The organism is Halomonas sp. PR-M31 (assembly GCF_001039575.1).
Classification (GTDB): domain Bacteria; phylum Pseudomonadota; class Gammaproteobacteria; order Pseudomonadales; family Halomonadaceae; genus Modicisalibacter.
Genome location: NZ_JIBT01000001.1, coordinates 132993 through 147709, shown reverse-complemented (window position 1 = coordinate 147709; position 14717 = coordinate 132993). Strand labels below are relative to the sequence as shown.

At 60.1% G+C, this 14717-nt stretch carries 13 protein-coding genes and 2 pseudogenes; 13 read left to right on the top strand and 2 right to left on the bottom strand.

Annotation, left to right across the window (positions count from 1 at the left end; genetic code table 11):
• Positions 1-3: 3 nt before the first annotated feature.
• The gene (locus CH74_RS00670) at positions 4-1035 is read right to left on the bottom strand and encodes a GlxA family transcriptional regulator (RefSeq protein WP_048305549.1); all 1032 of its coding nucleotides are present in this window, start codon (positions 1033-1035) and stop codon (positions 4-6) included.
• 133 nt (positions 1036-1168) lie between these two features.
• Here CH74_RS00670 and rmuC point away from each other — a divergent pair.
• The 6 genes and pseudogenes from rmuC to CH74_RS00640 all read left to right on the top strand — a co-directional run bounded on the left by rmuC (position 1169) and on the right by CH74_RS00640 (position 6289).
• Positions 1169-2556: pseudogene (rmuC, locus tag CH74_RS19885) on the top strand (DNA recombination protein RmuC).
• On the top strand, positions 2507-3064 hold the full coding sequence (locus CH74_RS00660; RefSeq protein ID WP_048305548.1) for a GNAT family N-acetyltransferase: 558 nt from the start codon (positions 2507-2509) through the stop codon (positions 3062-3064). The pseudogene rmuC and the gene CH74_RS00660 overlap by 50 nt, the downstream one beginning before the upstream one ends.
• Positions 3065-3174: 110 nt before the next feature.
• A pseudogene (locus CH74_RS00655) lies at positions 3175-4139 on the top strand (GlxA family transcriptional regulator).
• Between the two features lie 119 nt (positions 4140-4258).
• Positions 4259-5545, top strand: coding sequence for a TauD/TfdA family dioxygenase (locus CH74_RS00650; protein WP_048305631.1), 1287 nt, complete (start codon positions 4259-4261; stop codon positions 5543-5545).
• Positions 5546-5686: 141 nt separating this feature from the next.
• Positions 5687-5881, top strand: a complete 195-nt coding sequence (locus tag CH74_RS00645) for a type II toxin-antitoxin system HicA family toxin (protein ID WP_048305547.1) — start codon at positions 5687-5689, stop codon at positions 5879-5881.
• Between the two features lie 9 nt (positions 5882-5890).
• On the top strand, positions 5891-6289 hold the full coding sequence (locus CH74_RS00640; protein ID WP_048305546.1) for a type II toxin-antitoxin system HicB family antitoxin: 399 nt from the start codon (positions 5891-5893) through the stop codon (positions 6287-6289).
• Between the two features lie 96 nt (positions 6290-6385).
• Here CH74_RS00640 and CH74_RS00635 read toward each other — a convergent pair whose 3' ends face one another.
• Positions 6386-7399, bottom strand: coding sequence for a GlxA family transcriptional regulator (locus CH74_RS00635; RefSeq protein ID WP_048305630.1), 1014 nt, complete (start codon positions 7397-7399; stop codon positions 6386-6388).
• A gap of 138 nt (positions 7400-7537) precedes the next feature.
• Between CH74_RS00635 and CH74_RS00630 the strand changes: the two genes are divergently transcribed.
• The 7 genes from CH74_RS00630 (at position 7538) to CH74_RS00600 (ending at position 14676) form a co-directional block, all read left to right on the top strand.
• Positions 7538-8674 (top strand): TauD/TfdA family dioxygenase, encoded by a 1137-nt coding sequence (locus tag CH74_RS00630; protein ID WP_053070578.1) that lies wholly within the window; start codon positions 7538-7540, stop codon positions 8672-8674.
• Entirely contained in the window at positions 8671-9264 is a 594-nt protein-coding gene (locus CH74_RS00625; RefSeq protein ID WP_048305545.1) for an HD domain-containing protein, read from the top strand. The genes CH74_RS00630 and CH74_RS00625 overlap by 4 nt, the downstream gene beginning before the upstream one ends.
• Complete coding sequence (locus CH74_RS00620; protein WP_082140221.1) at positions 9261-10844, top strand: 5-guanidino-2-oxopentanoate decarboxylase; 1584 nt, start codon at positions 9261-9263, stop codon at positions 10842-10844. The genes CH74_RS00625 and CH74_RS00620 overlap by 4 nt, the downstream gene beginning before the upstream one ends.
• A gap of 79 nt (positions 10845-10923) precedes the next feature.
• Positions 10924-11847 carry an ABC transporter substrate-binding protein gene (locus CH74_RS00615; RefSeq protein ID WP_048305544.1) on the top strand — a complete coding sequence of 308 codons (924 nt, stop codon included), beginning with the start codon at positions 10924-10926 and terminating at the stop codon, positions 11845-11847.
• Between the two features lie 45 nt (positions 11848-11892).
• Positions 11893-13074, top strand: coding sequence for a pyridoxal phosphate-dependent aminotransferase (locus CH74_RS00610; protein ID WP_048305543.1), 1182 nt, complete (start codon positions 11893-11895; stop codon positions 13072-13074).
• Positions 13075-13080: 6 nt separating this feature from the next.
• Positions 13081-13863 carry an ABC transporter ATP-binding protein gene (locus CH74_RS00605; RefSeq protein ID WP_082140220.1) on the top strand — a complete coding sequence of 261 codons (783 nt, stop codon included), beginning with the start codon at positions 13081-13083 and terminating at the stop codon, positions 13861-13863.
• Between the two features lie 27 nt (positions 13864-13890).
• Complete coding sequence (locus CH74_RS00600; RefSeq protein ID WP_253272869.1) at positions 13891-14676, top strand: transporter substrate-binding domain-containing protein; 786 nt, start codon at positions 13891-13893, stop codon at positions 14674-14676.
• Positions 14677-14717 lie beyond the last annotated feature (41 nt).

Below are 14717 nucleotides of genomic sequence, written 5' to 3'. Positions count from 1 at the left end.
TTTTTATTCGTCCAGCTTGCCGATATGCAGGAAGAACGGATCCACTAGATCCTCCGACAGCTGCGTTTCGCCTTTTCTGACCTCCGAAGGGGTGTAGCCAAAGGAGCCTTTGAAGTTGCGCGAAAAATGCGCGGTATCGGAAAACCCGCAGCGCTCGCCGACTTCGGTAATGCTTTTCTTGGTGAAATTGAGCAGCCACAGGCCATAGCGCAAACGCAGATCCCGAGAGAACTTCTGCGGGCTGACTCCCAGTGTTTCACGAAAATGGCGCTCCAGGGCACGGCGGGAACACCCCACCCGCTCCGCAAGCTCATCGATGGGAATCAACTCCCCCAGGTGCTGCTCGATCAGAGAGATGGCCTTGCGCACTTGCCGGTTGTCGACCTTGTTGAGCACCAGCGGATGAGGCTGAGGATGATTGCCCTGACGCGCTTCGTCGATCAGCATGATATGCAGGCTCTTCTTGGCCCAGGCCCGACCCAGGTGACGCTCCACCAGATAGGCAGCCATATCCGCGGAGGCGATCCCCCCGGCACAGGTCAAGCGATCGCCGTCATCGATGAACAGCTGATCCGACTCCGGCGTGACCTGGGGAAAGCGCTTCACCAGATCCGCATGGTGATACCAGCTCACGCAGCAGCGCCGCCGATTCATCAAGCCCGCCTGAATCAGGGCAAAGACCCCGGTACAGATCCCCACTAGGGGAACGCCGAGCCGGTCCGCCCACTTGAGATAGTCGATGGTTGCACGATCCACCATCTCCTTGTCCTTGAGCACCCCGGCAATAACCACCAAGTAGTCGAAATTTTCCGGCGGCTGATAGGTCTCGCAGGGTGAGATCGCCGCCCCGCTGCTCGATAGTACACTCTCGCCATCGCTGGTCATGAAGGTCCAGTTGCAACGCAGCTGACGGCTCATGTCACCTTCGTCCGCTGCTAGACGCAAGCAATCGACGAAGCCGGCGAAGGGCAACAAGGTGAAGCGCGGCAACAGTACGAAGCCGATGGACAATCCTCGGGTGTTGTCGGATGACACGATCTTGTTCCAATCAGAAGGACCATGCCACGATAGCAAATCCCACCGATCAATAGACGATCCTGCGACCTTCAACGATCGCTGATATTATCGATCTTCAGCGTTTTTGATCACCGTTGCCTGAGAATTACCCATGCCAATCGACTCCTTCTATCCGGCGCTCACTTTGCTTGCTGCCTTGGCAGTGGGCATTCTGTTGACCTTTCTGATCCTGCGCAGCAAATGGATCGTTAGTCAGCAGGCGGCTCAACATTATCACCAGCGCCTTACTCAAAGTGAGCAAGAGCTGGCCCAGACCCGCGAGCGCCTCGACCGCACTTTGCAAGCATTGCAGGATGAGCGGGTGGCCAATACCCGCATGTCGATCACCCTCGAACAGAAACAGCGCCATTTCGATGAGCAGCTTGCCTTTGTCGATACCAGCCGGGAACAGCTCAAGGAAGAGTTCGAGAATCTGGCCAACGAGGTGCTCGAGCGCAAGGGCAAGAGCTTCAGCGAATTCTCCGAGAGAAATCTGACCCACCTGCTCCAACCCATGCATGCGGAGATGAAAGGCTTCCGGGAGCGGATCGAGCACCTGCATCATCAGGACACCCGGCAGCAGGAAGCGCTGCGCTCTGAGCTCAAGAACCTGCAAAGCCTCAATCGGGAGATCACCGATCAGGCCCAGCGTCTGACCGAAGCGCTTCAGGGCCAGAAGAAGATTCAGGGCAACTGGGGCGAGCTGATGCTGGAGAACGTGCTAGATGGCTCCGGGCTGCGACGAGGCACGGATTACAAGCGCGAGGTCAGCTTCAATACGGAAGAGGGCCGCAGCGCCCGGACGCCATCGTCTATCTGCCCCAGAACAAGCACCTGGTCATCGACGCCAAGACCTCGCTTTCCGCCTATGTACGCTACGTCAACAGCGATAGCGATCTCGAGCGCACCCAGGCCCTTTCCGAACACAGCCGGGCGGTCAGCGATCGCATCAACGAGCTGGCGGACAAGCACTATTACGACCTGCCCGGTCTCAACTCCCCGGAAGTGGTCATCATGTTCATTCCCGTGGAGTCTGCCTACGTCGAGGCGCTGAAGTTCGACGACACCCTTTATCAGCGTGCCATCGAGAACAACGTCCTGGTCACCACCCCTACCACGCTACTCACCAGTCTCAATATCGTGCGCCAACTCTGGCGCTTCGAGGACCAAAGCAAGCACAGCGCCGAACTCGCCAATCGCGCGGAGCGCTTTTACAACAAGCTGCGGGTGTTCCTGGAGAGCATGCAGGATGTGGGCAAGCGCCTGGATGGCGCGCGAATGAGCTACGATCAGGCCCTTGGTCAGCTCACCGGCGGCAAGGGCAATCTGATCAAGCAGGCCAGCGAATTTCGTGAACTCGGCGTCTCGGTCAAGAAGGAGCTGCCGGAGGAACTGGTGGAGAAGGCGCAGCTGGAGCTGGCGCCACCCTCGTCAGACCTTTCTCGACCCCATGACGGACTCCAGGCAACGGCGCAAGCCAAAACCTCCTGGGAGCAATGATCTGTTCAACGAAACCAGCATCATCACTTTTCGAGACTATCGTGCCACTGACCGGAATTGGGTTGCGACCGCCAACGTCCGTCATTACATGATAGTCGAGGGGTTTGAATCCGGATTTGCGGACGCGGTTTCTGAGGCCCTCGATCTACTGGAGAAGAAGCTGGAGGATAGAGCTAGCTGTTTCCTGATCGCGGAAGCGGCCAAAAACATGATCGGATGCGTTTTCTTTACCGCAGAAACCATTACTAAAGGCAGGCTTCGCCTCTTCTATCTGGACGAGTCGTACCGTGGGCAGGGCATTGGCAGAGCCATGCTCGATCGGATTATCGAACATGCTCAGGGGGAAGGCTTCGATAGGATTCATGTTTCAACCTTCGACCGCCACGTCAACGCCTGCCGCCTCTACCAGTCGGCTGGCTTTCAGTCTGTGATCGGAGAACCTTTGATCGCTTTCGGCCAGTCCATGCGTCAAGTGGATTTCGAGCTGTATCTGCCCGATCATTCCTGATGGCAATGGTATTGCTTTTTGATCTGTAAGGGCCCTTGAATTCAGCCGGGGCTGTATCCCACTCTGGCCTGGCTAATATTGAGCCGCCACTGCTACTTCGAGACACCCGCATGCGCCTGGATTACCAAGGGCCCTGGCCCGAGCCCATCGGGTTTTTGCTGCTGCCGCGCTTTTCGATGATGGCGTTCTTCTCCGCGGTGGAACCGCTGCGTATCGCCAATCGTATCGCGGGCAAGGAGTTTTTCTGCTGGCATGTGATCAGTCAGGACGGTCAACCCATCAGCGCCAGCAATGGCATGACCCTGCTGGCGGATACGTCTCTGAACTCGGCGCCGGCGCTTGCAAGCCTGGCGGTGGTGGCCAGCTTCGAACCCGAGGCGACCCTGTCCCGTCACCTGATTCGCTGGCTCAACCAATTGGCGCAACGCGGCTGTGTGCTGGGCGGTATCGATACTGGCAGTTTCATTCTAGCCCGCGCAGGATTGCTTGAAGGCCAGCGCGTGACGCTGCACTGGGAAAGCCTGCCAATTTTTCGTGAGCGCTTTCCCGAGATCGACGCCACGGAATCGCTTTACGAAATCAGCACCGAGCGCTTCTCCTGCGCCGGGGGGGCCGCCGCCATGGACATGGCCTTGGCGATGATCGCCCGGCGTCACGGTGAGACGCTTGCCAATGCGGTATCCGAGCAGCTGATTCATGCCCGCATGCGCACTCCTCACGATCATCAGCGCCTGGCCTTGACCCGTCGGCTGGGCACGCACCGACATGTTTTGGTCGAGGCAGTGGCGTTGATGGAACGGCATATTGAAACCCCGCTGTCCGTTGGCGTTATCGCCGAAAAAGTCGGTATTTCCTTGCGTCAGCTGCAGCGGCTGTTCGAACAGGAGCTAGGGGCAAGTCCTCGGGATCACTATCTTGCGCTGCGTCTTTCCCGCGGCGCCAGCTTCTCAGGGAGACCGATCACGACATCCTGAGCATCAGCCTGGCCTGTGGCTTTACCTCGCCTTCGAGCTTCTCACGAGCCTATAAAGGACGCTATGGCGTCAGCCCTCGCGGTGACCGACACGCCGATTGAAGCGTCCGGCACTGCTCATGATATGACGAGTCATGCCAACAAGCTGTCGCGTTATGTCGTGTTAATGGCGTCTTGGACGGGCATGCTGGCGTTAAATGCCCTTTGGCGGAGCCATGACCATGACTGGAACAGCGACCGATTCCCGACTCCCTTTAACGCCGGATTACGACGCCTGGCCCATCGAGGTGCTGCCTGCTCGGGTCAGCCATGATGAACGTGTGCTCGAACTGCACTGGCAGGACGGCCTCGTCAGCCGCTATCACAGCGTCTGGCTGCGAGAGAATGCCGCGGACGAAAGCACCGTCAATCCGGCCACTCGGGAGCGCATTCTTGATCTCTCGACCCTGGGTGACTGGCCGACGATTGCGGACGCAACGCTGAACGAGCAAGGGGCGCTTGCCGTCACTTTCGCCCCGGAAAATCGCACCCTGCATTTTCATCCTGGCTGGCTGCGGGCGAATGACTACTCCAATCTCGAACAGCCGGACGCGCCCCTGGTGCCGGTCACCACCTGGACCGGCGAAGAAATGGCCGAGCCGATCAGCCTGGACGCCAGCGGCTGGCTCGCTCATGCAGACACCCATCCGGAAGACGACCCGCAGTTCGAGGCGTTATTGCAGGATGCCTTGAAAGCGGTGCTCGGTCACGGCCTGGTACGGTTGCGCAACCTGCCCACCGAGCCCGGCACCCTGGCGCGCATCGCCGAGCGCATCGGGCCCATGCGCGATACCAACTTCGGCACCCTGTTCGACGTCAAGGCCAAGCCGGACCCGGACTCCAACGCCTACACCTCCATTGCCTTGCCCTTCCACGTCGATCTACCCACCCGGGAATACCAGCCGGGGCTTCAGTTTTTGCACTGTCTGGAAAACAGCGTCGAGGGCGGCCAGGCAGTGATGGCGGACGGCTTCGCCATCGCCGAGGCGCTGCGGGATGAGCATCCCGAGGCCTTCGCCACCCTGACCCGAGTCCACTGGTGCTATGCCAACACCGCCAAGGTGACGGACTACGTCTGGTTCGACCCGATGATCAAGCTCGATGACCGAGGGCGTTTGCTCGAGGTGCGCATCGCGGACTTCCTGCGCGGCCCCCTGATGGCGCCCTTCGAGGATATCGAACCGGCCTATGACGCCCTAATGCAGCTGCAGCGGTTGTTGAAGGAGCCGCGCTTCGCCCAGCGCTTCACCTACCTGCCCGGCGATCTGGTGATCTTCGACAACCGCCGCCTGCTGCACGCTCGGGACGCGTTTGAAGGAAGCTCCGGCCATCGCTGGCTGCAGGGCTGCTACATGGAGCGCGACGAAATCCGCTCCCGGCTGCGCATGCTGTGGCGTAGCGAGCGTCGGCGGCGGGTTGAGGTGCTTGAGCAGGCGCCGCAGAAAAACGCATCCAAGGACGCGCTCTAGGAACTGCCCGATCAGGCCCAGGATTTTGATTTGGGTTTGGGTTACTGAGGCGCTCTGTCGTTACTCTTTGACGCCTACGTGATATTTCTTGTGACCACTTCTCTCTGTGTGTATTTTTATACACACAGAGAAAGGGTGACGATGAAGCGATACAGCAGCCGGGAATTGATCAAGATGCTCAAGGCCGACGGCTGGGAACAGGTCGCGGTTGCGGGCTCGCATCACCAGTTCAAGCATCCTGACAAACCCGGCCGCGTCACCGTTCCCCACCCCAGGAAAGACCTGACCATGCCGACGATCCGCAGTATTTTTCACCAGGCCGGCTGGCAGCAATAGGAGGACCCTATGGCGCACTACATCGCCCTTCTGCATCGTGAAGAGGATGCCTATAGCGTCCTCTTTCCCGACTTTCCCGGCTGTGTCAGCACCGGGGACAGCTACGAAGACGCCCTTCGCATGGGTGCCGAAGCGTTGGCCTTCCACGTAGCTGGCATGCAAGAAGACGGTGAACTGGTGCCTGAGCCACGTAGCCTGGAACAGATAAAGATCGCCGATGACGACTGGATCGAATGGAACGACGCCCTGGTCACCCTAATACCGCTGCTGCCCCCGCCGGAAATCTCCGAACGCGTCAACGTTACCTTGCCTAAGCGCCTGCTGGCTCAGATTGATGCCGTCTCGCGCAATCGCTCCGGCTTTCTCGCTCAGGCGGCTGCCGAAGCGCTGCGCCAGCAGGGTTCATGAAATAACCTCATGTTTGGCTTTTTGCACTACCAATGCGCTTGTGCCAGCTCAATCGATGCCCCACTCCACGCTTTATTCCAAACCCTGCTCCGCGCTTTATCCTAACCCCCGTTCCGCGGTCACACTCGGCCGTTCGCCGAAGCGCGCCTGATATGCCCGAGAAAAATGCGCCAGATGGGTAAACCCCGTGGTCAGGGCCGCCTCGGTGACGCGACAGTGGCTGTCGGTCAGGATACGCCGGGCCTGATCCAGGCGCATACCCAGATAGCATTGCTTGGGGGTCTCGCCAAAATGGGCCTGAAACTGACGGGTCAGCTGACGCTGGGATTGGCCTACCCGCCGGCAGATTTCAGGTATCGTCAATACCTGCCCTAGGTGCGTTTCCATGACAGCCAGAGCATTGGCCACCGTGCGCGGCAAATGCCCCAACGCCTTCCTGGTTTGGTGTTCACGTAATTCACCGTCGGAAAAGCGCTGATGCACCAGCTGGCGGCTAACCGCATCCGCCAGCGCCGGCCCGTAATCCAGTTCGATCCACTGCAGCATCATGTCGATACCCGCCGCGCCGCCGGAGCCGGTCAAACTCTGTTGGGTGAATTCGAAACGCGATCGGCTGATCTCAAGATGCGGGAATTCTTCCTGGAAGGCCGGGATGCTCTCCCAATGCAGGGCCACCGGCTGATGTTCCAGCACACCGGCTCGGGCCAGGATGAAAGGCGCCGTATCCAGCCCTCCGACCTTGCCACCGAACGCCGCAACCTGTCGCAGTACGGCGCGATCACCGGCGGTCACCGTGGCCTCGGCTTCATAAGAGGAGATCGCCATCAGCAGCTCGCAGGCTTTCAACTCTTCAAGCCGGCCGTCCACGTCGGTACGCACCCCGTTGCTGGCCACTACCGGCTCCCCGGTGCTCGACAGCAAACGCCAGGCAAACAGCGCCCGACCAAAACGATTGGCGACGCGCAGCGGCTCGAGCAGGCACACGAGAGACAGCATGGAGAACTTGGGCAGAAGCCATACGTCGATGGTGTGCTCCGCCTCTTCCGGCCGTAGCACCGGGGGACTATCCGGACGCGGATAGGGCCAGATCGTCGTGAAAAACTCACTCATGACCATAAATATCAAGTATAAGGCCAAAATGGTCAAACCCAATTGCCGTTATGGCACTAGCTTAAAAGCAATGTCGTCACGACCCAGGTTCTCGGCGTCGTGAACCCACCCTCGATTACCCGTGGAGAAACGTGAACCATGTCCACCGCCCACATCACACTGGATGCTCGGGGCCGCCATCTGACCCTGCAGGATCAAAATCGGGAGCGCAGCTTTGCCGCGCTATGGCTGCGGGAACGCGCGCCAGATACAGATACCCTGGATGCCCAGACCGGTCAGCGTCTGATCGAGGCGGCCCAGCTGCCACTTGATCTGACCATCGAAGAGGCCAAGGTCGAGGGTGACATGCTACGCCTGCAGTTCAGCGACGCGCATCGCACGATGTTTCCTCTAGCGACGCTTCGAGACGCAGGTGAAGTCAGCAAAAGTGATACGCCGGAAGATCTGGTTCTCTGGGATGCAGGGCTTGCCACGCTACCCGAGGCGGACTTTGCGGCAGCGCTGGAAAGCGATGCCCGGTTACTGGACATGCTGGAGGCATTGCGCTGCTATGGCTTCGTGCGGGTGCGGGGCGTACCTGGTGACGAAGACGGCATGCAAGCGCTGATCGATCGCATCGGCCCGCTGCGGCGCACCAACTGGGGTGGTATCGCCGACGTCAAATCCGTGCCTCAGGCCTATGACCTGACCATGACCCAGCGCGGCCTGGAGCCGCATACCGACAATCCCTATCGCGATCCGATACCCGGCTACATCTGGCTGCACTGCCTGACCAACGCCGCGGACGGCGGCGACAGCACCCTGGTGGACGGTTTCATGGCTGCACGGCGGCTGCGGGAAGAGTCTCCGGAACATTTTGAGTGCCTGACCCAGCTCGCCACGGAGTTCCTGTATACCGACGACACCACGCACCTGGAAAGCGAGGGGCCGCTGATCGAGCTTGATAGCCAAGGCCGGCTGCACCGGGTACGCTTTTCCAATCGCACGGAGCGGGTGCCTGCCCACGATCCGGATGTCCTGGAGCGCTACTATGCCGCCCGACAGCGGTTTTACGAGCTGATCATCTCCAATGAGCTGACGGTGCATCTAAAGCTCGACCCGGGTGAGATGCTGATCATGGACAACTATCGGCTGTTCCATGGCCGCACCGCCTTTCAGCTGGAGGGCGGCGTGCGTCATATGCGCCAGGGCTACGTTGATCGGGACAGCACCGCCAGCCGCCGCCGGATGCTGCAAACCTTGCTGTCCACTACGTCAAAGGAGGAGCTGCAATGAGCCAGGCAACCTTCAAGCGCTTCGATGAAAGCCGCGCCGAGGATTGGCAGATCATCGATGCGCATTTTCAGCTCTATCAAAACGATGCCAGCCGCCGGGTGCTCGAACACCTGCTGCGTCTCAAGGGCGATAACCACGGCTACCCGGTGGATCGTTTCGAACACAGCCTGCAGACCGCCACCCGGGCGCTGCGCGCCGGTGCCGATGAGGAAACCGTGGTCTGCGCCTTACTGCATGACATCGGCGACGATCTGGCCCCGGCCAACCACGCGGAAATTGCCGCTGCCATTCTCGAACCCTTCATCGACCCGCTCAATACCTGGCTGATTCGCCATCACGAGCTATTCCAGGGCTATCACTATCGCCACTTCTACGGCCTCGACCCGCATGCTCGTGAGCAGTTCCGGGATCATCCGGCCTATGCTCGCACCGTGCGCTTCTGCGATGAGTGGGATCAGTGCTCTTTCGATCCCGATTACGACACCCTGCCCCTTGAGCACTTCATCCCCATGGTGGAGCGCATCATGAGCCGCGCGCCCTTCGGCGCCGAACAGACGCTTGATGCGTCACCGGCAAAGGAGCGTGCATGATCACCTGTGCCCAGCGTCTGCTCGATCTGCTGGAAGCCTATGGCATCGATACCGCATTCGGCATACCCGGCGTGCATACTATCGAGCTCTATCGCGGCTTTGCTACCAGTCCGCTGCATCATGTTACTCCGCGCCACGAACAGGGCGCCGGTTTCATGGCGGACGGCTATGCCCGGGCCACCGGCAGGCCTGCGGCCTGCTTCATCATCACAGGCCCGGGCATGACCAATATCGCCACCGCCATGGGCCAAGCCCTGGCGGACTCCATCCCCATGCTGGTGATTTCCGGAGTCAATCGCCGGGATACGCTGGGTCGCGGTCAGGGGCGATTGCACGAGCTGCCGGATCAACGCCAGACGCTTTCCGGCGTCAGTGTGTTCAGCCATACCCTGCTCGACGGCGAAGCCATCGATGAGGTGATGGCCCGAGCCTTCACGGTGTTCAACAGCGCTCGTCCAGGGCCGGTGCACATCGAAATCCCGCTGGACGTGATGCCTCAGCCGGTCAATGATGCACCGATTCGGGTGCCGCGTTTTTATCCACCGTCAGCCTCTTCTGCCGGCCTGGATGAAGCCGCTGCCTGGCTGGCCGGAGCCAAACGGCCGCTGATACTGCTGGGCGGAGGCTGCCTCGGCGCATCAGACAACGCTCGCGCTCTGGTGGAACGCCTGGACGCCCCGGCCATGACGACCATCAATGCTCGGGGCGTACTCGGCAAAGGCCATCCCCTGGATCTTGGCAACTGTTCCAGCTTACCCGCAGGTCGAGAGCTGGCCTTGAACGCGGACGTGGTGCTGGCACTCGGCACCGAGCTCGGGGAAACCGACTACGATCTGGTAGCCGATGAGGGTTTTCGGCTCGACGGCCGACTTATCCGAGTGGATATCGACCCCCATCAGCTCACCGTCAATCGTCTACCGGATCTGGCCCTGCTCGGCGATGTGAATGAAGTCATGAATGGCCTACTTGAGCGATTGCCTGAACGAGTTGAGCGTGACGGCGCCGCTCGAACCGATAACGTGCTCAGCGCCTTGTCCCTGGGCGAGCGCCCGGATGTCGCTCCCTACATGGACTGGCTCGACGCACTAGGTCAGGCGCTGCCGGAAGCCACCGTCGTCGGCGACTCCACCGGACCGGTGTATGCGGGTAACTTTTTGATCGACATGCCCGCCCCCCGGCGCTGGTTCAATGCCGCCACCGGCTACGGCACTCTGGGCTATGCTCTGCCCGCGGCTATCGGTGCGGCGATTGCCGTGCCCGAACGGCCAGTGATCGCGCTGGTGGGCGACGGTGGGTTGATGTTTAGCTTGAGCGAACTGGCCACCGCCCGAGATACGGGCTTGCCCTTGGCAGTAGTGATATGGAATAACCAGGGTTATGGTGAAATTCGCCGCTATATGGACAACGATCATGTCGAGCGCCGAGGCGTCGATCTCGTCGCACCGAATTTCGCGGCGCTGGCCAAAGGCTTTGGCTGTGAGTATCAACACGTTGAAACTCCCGACGCATTGGCTCAGGCATTGCAGGCATCGCAACAGATGCAGGGCCCGACATTGATCGAGATAACCGCCAAGGATTGATTTTTCGTTTTTCCATTTGCCCGCCGAGAGGCGACAAGACGCTGCTCAACCAGCGTTCACACAATAACGAGGAAATTGCATGACACTGCGCAAATCACTATTCATCGCCGGTCTGACGCTGCTTCCCCTCACTGCCCAGGCCGCCGATGAAGCGGATACGGTCAATTTCGTCGTACCTCCCTGGCCTGGGGTGACGGTCAAGACCGAGATCGTCGCCAAGCTCATCGACGATCTGGGCTATCGAGCCAATCGCATCGACATGAGCAGCACCGTGGGTTACAGCACCCTGCAATCCGGCGATACCGACGTCTTCCTGGGAGGCTGGCTGCCTGCCCAACAGAAAATTTATGACGCCGCCATGGCATCCAATGCCATCGTCGATCTGGGCAACAACGTCGAAGGCGCGCGCATGGGCTTCGCGGTGCCGGGTTACGTGCATGATGCGGGCATCACCAGCGCCGCCCAGTTGAGCGAGGCGGAAAATCGCAAGCGTTTTGACGGTGAGTTCTACTCCATCGAAAGCGGCTCCACGGTCAGTGAATCCATCAACGACGCCGTGGATGCGGACGTCTACGGCCTGAGTGACTGGAACATTCGCGAATCCTCCACCGCCGGCATGCTGGCGGAGGTCGATGCCGCCTATCGTGAGAAGCGCTGGATCGTCTTCTACGGCTGGACACCTCACTGGATGGCGCCCAAGTACGACATGGCCATTCTCGACGACCCGGAAGGCGTCTACGGCAAGGAGAATGGCAAGAGTGATATTCGCACCATCGTTCGGCGCGACTTCAGCGAAGCCAATCCCAATCTGACCAAACTGCTGGATCAAGTGATCTTCAGCGCCGAAGAGCAGAGTCAGTTCATCGATGAGTTCAGTCAGCAGGAAAAAGATCTGGAAGACGTCGCCGAAGCCTGGATCGACGATCATCCGGACCAGATCAAGGCGTTTCTGGAAGGGGTGACGACTCGGGATGGGCAGCCTGCTCAGGACGCCATTCAGTAAAGGGGCATCCTGCCTCGTTTTCTGTCACCCGGACAAGGAGCCATCATGCGCTACTCTCACCTGACGAGTCGCATTGCCGGCGAAGGCGCAGCCGCTTGGGACATCCATTATCACGCCATGGAGCGCAAGGCCAAGGGAGAGGACATCATCGTGCTTTCCATTGGCGATCCGGACTTCGTTACCCCTCGGCCCATCATCGACAGCGCCGTGGCGAGTCTGCAGGCCGGCGCAACCCACTACGCCGACGTGCAGGGCAAGCTGCGCCTGAGGGAGTTGATTGCCGCTCAGCACCGTCAGCGTGGCGGCACGGCCACGCCGGACAATGTCGCGGTGCTGGCCGGCGCCCAGTGCGGGCTTTACGCCGTCGCCCAGTGCCTGCTCGACCCTGGTGACGAGGTGATCGTCTTCGAGCCGATGTACGTCACCTACGAAGCGGCCTTGCAGGCCGCCGGTGCCACCCTGGTGCGGGTATCGCTGCAAGCGGAAGAGGATTTCCTGCCCCGTTCGGCGGATATCGAGGCGGCCATCACGCCACGTACCAAGGCGCTGCTGGTCAACAGTCCGCACAATCCCACCGGGCAGGTGTTGAGCCGAGAGCACTGGCAGGTCATTGCCGATGCGTGTCAGCGTCACGATCTGTGGTTGATCTCGGACGAAGTCTACGGCGAGCTGACCTTTGATGACGAGCACGTTTGTCCCGCCACTCTGCCCGGCATGGCACAGCGCACCGCGGTAGTGGACAGTCTGTCGAAATCCCATGCCATGACCGGCTGGCGCCTGGGCTGGGTGATCGGGCCCGAAACGCTGATCAAGCACCTGACCAACCTGGCGCTATGCATGCTCTATGGATGCCCGGATTTCATTCAGGACGCCGCTTGTCACGCCTTGGAGCATCCACCCCAGGAACTGGCGCAGATGCGTGAGACCTATCGACAGCGGCGGGACGCGGTGCTGTCGACCCTGGCCGATAGCGAGATCCTGGAAGTGCTCACCCCCAAGGCCGGCATGTTCATGATGGTGGATATTCGCCGCATCGGCTTATCCACCCAGGCCTTCGCGGATCGCCTGCTGGCGGAACAAAACGTCTCGGTACTATCCGGCGAAGCCTTCGGCCCCTCGGCGGCGGGCTTCGTGCGCTTGAGCCTGACGGTCGATGCGGAACTATTGGGCGAGGCCTGCCAACGGATCGAGCGCTGCGCAGAGCAGTGCCTGACAACAACAATATGAGTGCCCATGAATACAACAACAACGTCTGCCCCGATGATCGATGCCCGGCATCTGGTCAAACGCTTCGGAGAGCTCGAGGTTCTCAAGGATGTGTCCTTAAGCGTCGCTGAAGGCCAGGTGGTTTCGATCATCGGCTCCAGCGGTTCCGGTAAGAGCACCCTGTTGCGCTGCATGAACCTGCTCGAGCGGCCGGACCGAGGTGAACTGACCATCGCCGATGAGGACATTCATTTTACTCATGATGCCAAAGGCAACATCACCGGTCTGGATCGGCGCCAGATTCATCGCCTGCGCGCCAAGGTCACCATGGTATTTCAGCAGTTCAATCTTTGGCCGCACCTGACCGTACTGGGCAACGTCATCGAAGCACCGCTACGGGTGCGCGGCTTGAGCCGGCGCAAGGCCGTCAAGCTCGGTGAAGGCTTTCTGGCCAAGGTGGGCCTTTCCGACAAACGCGATCAGTACCCGGCCTATCTCTCCGGCGGCCAGCAGCAGCGTGTCGCCATCGCCCGGGCACTGGCCATGGAGCCACGGGTGCTATTGTTCGACGAGCCGACTTCGGCCCTAGACCCGGAGCTTGTCAGCGAGGTGCTGGGAGTTATCCGCGATCTGGCCGCTGAGGGCCGTACCATGCTGATGGTGACCCATGAAATGAGCTTTGCTCGGGAAGTCTCCCATCAGGTGGTCTTCCTGCATGAAGGTGAGATCGCCGAGGCCGGCACGCCACAACAGGTCTTCGAGCAAGCGAGCAACGAACGCTGTCGACAGTTTCTGTCCAGCGTGGCATAGAAAGAAAACAACAAACGAGGATAGCTGATGAAAACATCTCTGATGAAGCACACCTTGATCATGGCGGCTGGTCTCGCCGCTTTGACCCTAAGCGCCGCCAGCATGGCACAGGAGCCGCTGAAAATCGGCATTGCGGCGGAACCCTACCCCCCTTTCAGCTACAAGGGCTCCAATGGCGACTGGACCGGCTTCGAGGTCGAGCTCGGCAAGGCATTGTGCGAGGAAATGCAGGCACAATGCGAGGTCACCCCGACCGGCTGGAGCGGCATCTTCCCTGCCCTGAATTCCGGCAAGATCGACATGATCATGAACTCCCTGTCGATCACCAGCAAGCGCAAGCGGGTCGTCGACTTCACCGATCCCTACTACTACACCCCGGCAGCCTATGTAGCAGCCAAGGATGCTGACTTCGAGATTCCCGAAGGGCTAGACGGCAAGATCCTCGGCGTGCAGGGCGCCACCACCAACGCCACCTATGCCCGGCGGGAACTGCGCGATAGCGGCGTCGAACTCAAGATCTACGACCAGCAGGAACAGGTCAACCGCGATCTGCTGGCCGGGCGTATCGACGTCATGTTCGCCGACGAAATCGTCATGACCGCCTTTGTCGAGCGGGACGAAGCCCAGGAGTACGCCATCATCGCTACGGCACCCAAGCATGAGGCCTTTGGTGAAGGTATCGGCATCGGGCTGCGCAAGAGCGATGACGAACTCGAAAGCAAGCTCAACGACGCCATCGCCGCAGTGGTGGAAAACGGCAGGTGCAGCGAGCTCTCCCAGCAGTATTTCGGCACGGATATCTGCGGCGGCTAATCGCCTTTTCTAGCTCATCGCTTCTTCCGCCAGGGTTTTAC

What these genes read in the sequence shown, in the direction of transcription:
- CH74_RS00605 (WP_082140220.1), top strand. Translation starts at nt 13,081, where the DNA reads ATGAATACAACAACAACGTCTGCCCCGATGATCGATGCCCGGCATCTG.
- CH74_RS00645 (WP_048305547.1), top strand. Translation starts at nt 5,687, where the DNA reads ATGAAGCGATACAGCAGCCGGGAATTGATCAAGATGCTCAAGGCCGAC.
- CH74_RS00620 (WP_082140221.1), top strand. Translation starts at nt 9,261, where the DNA reads ATGATCACCTGTGCCCAGCGTCTGCTCGATCTGCTGGAAGCCTATGGC.
- CH74_RS00610 (WP_048305543.1), top strand. Translation starts at nt 11,893, where the DNA reads ATGCGCTACTCTCACCTGACGAGTCGCATTGCCGGCGAAGGCGCAGCC.
- CH74_RS00615 (WP_048305544.1), top strand. Translation starts at nt 10,924, where the DNA reads ATGACACTGCGCAAATCACTATTCATCGCCGGTCTGACGCTGCTTCCC.
- CH74_RS00640 (WP_048305546.1), top strand. Translation starts at nt 5,891, where the DNA reads ATGGCGCACTACATCGCCCTTCTGCATCGTGAAGAGGATGCCTATAGC.
- CH74_RS00635 (WP_048305630.1), bottom strand. Translation starts at nt 7,399, where the DNA reads ATGAGTGAGTTTTTCACGACGATCTGGCCCTATCCGCGTCCGGATAGT.
- CH74_RS00625 (WP_048305545.1), top strand. Translation starts at nt 8,671, where the DNA reads ATGAGCCAGGCAACCTTCAAGCGCTTCGATGAAAGCCGCGCCGAGGAT.
- CH74_RS00650 (WP_048305631.1), top strand. Translation starts at nt 4,259, where the DNA reads ATGACTGGAACAGCGACCGATTCCCGACTCCCTTTAACGCCGGATTAC.
- CH74_RS00660 (WP_048305548.1), top strand. Translation starts at nt 2,507, where the DNA reads ATGACGGACTCCAGGCAACGGCGCAAGCCAAAACCTCCTGGGAGCAAT.
- CH74_RS00630 (WP_053070578.1), top strand. Translation starts at nt 7,538, where the DNA reads ATGTCCACCGCCCACATCACACTGGATGCTCGGGGCCGCCATCTGACC.
- CH74_RS00600 (WP_253272869.1), top strand. Translation starts at nt 13,891, where the DNA reads ATGAAAACATCTCTGATGAAGCACACCTTGATCATGGCGGCTGGTCTC.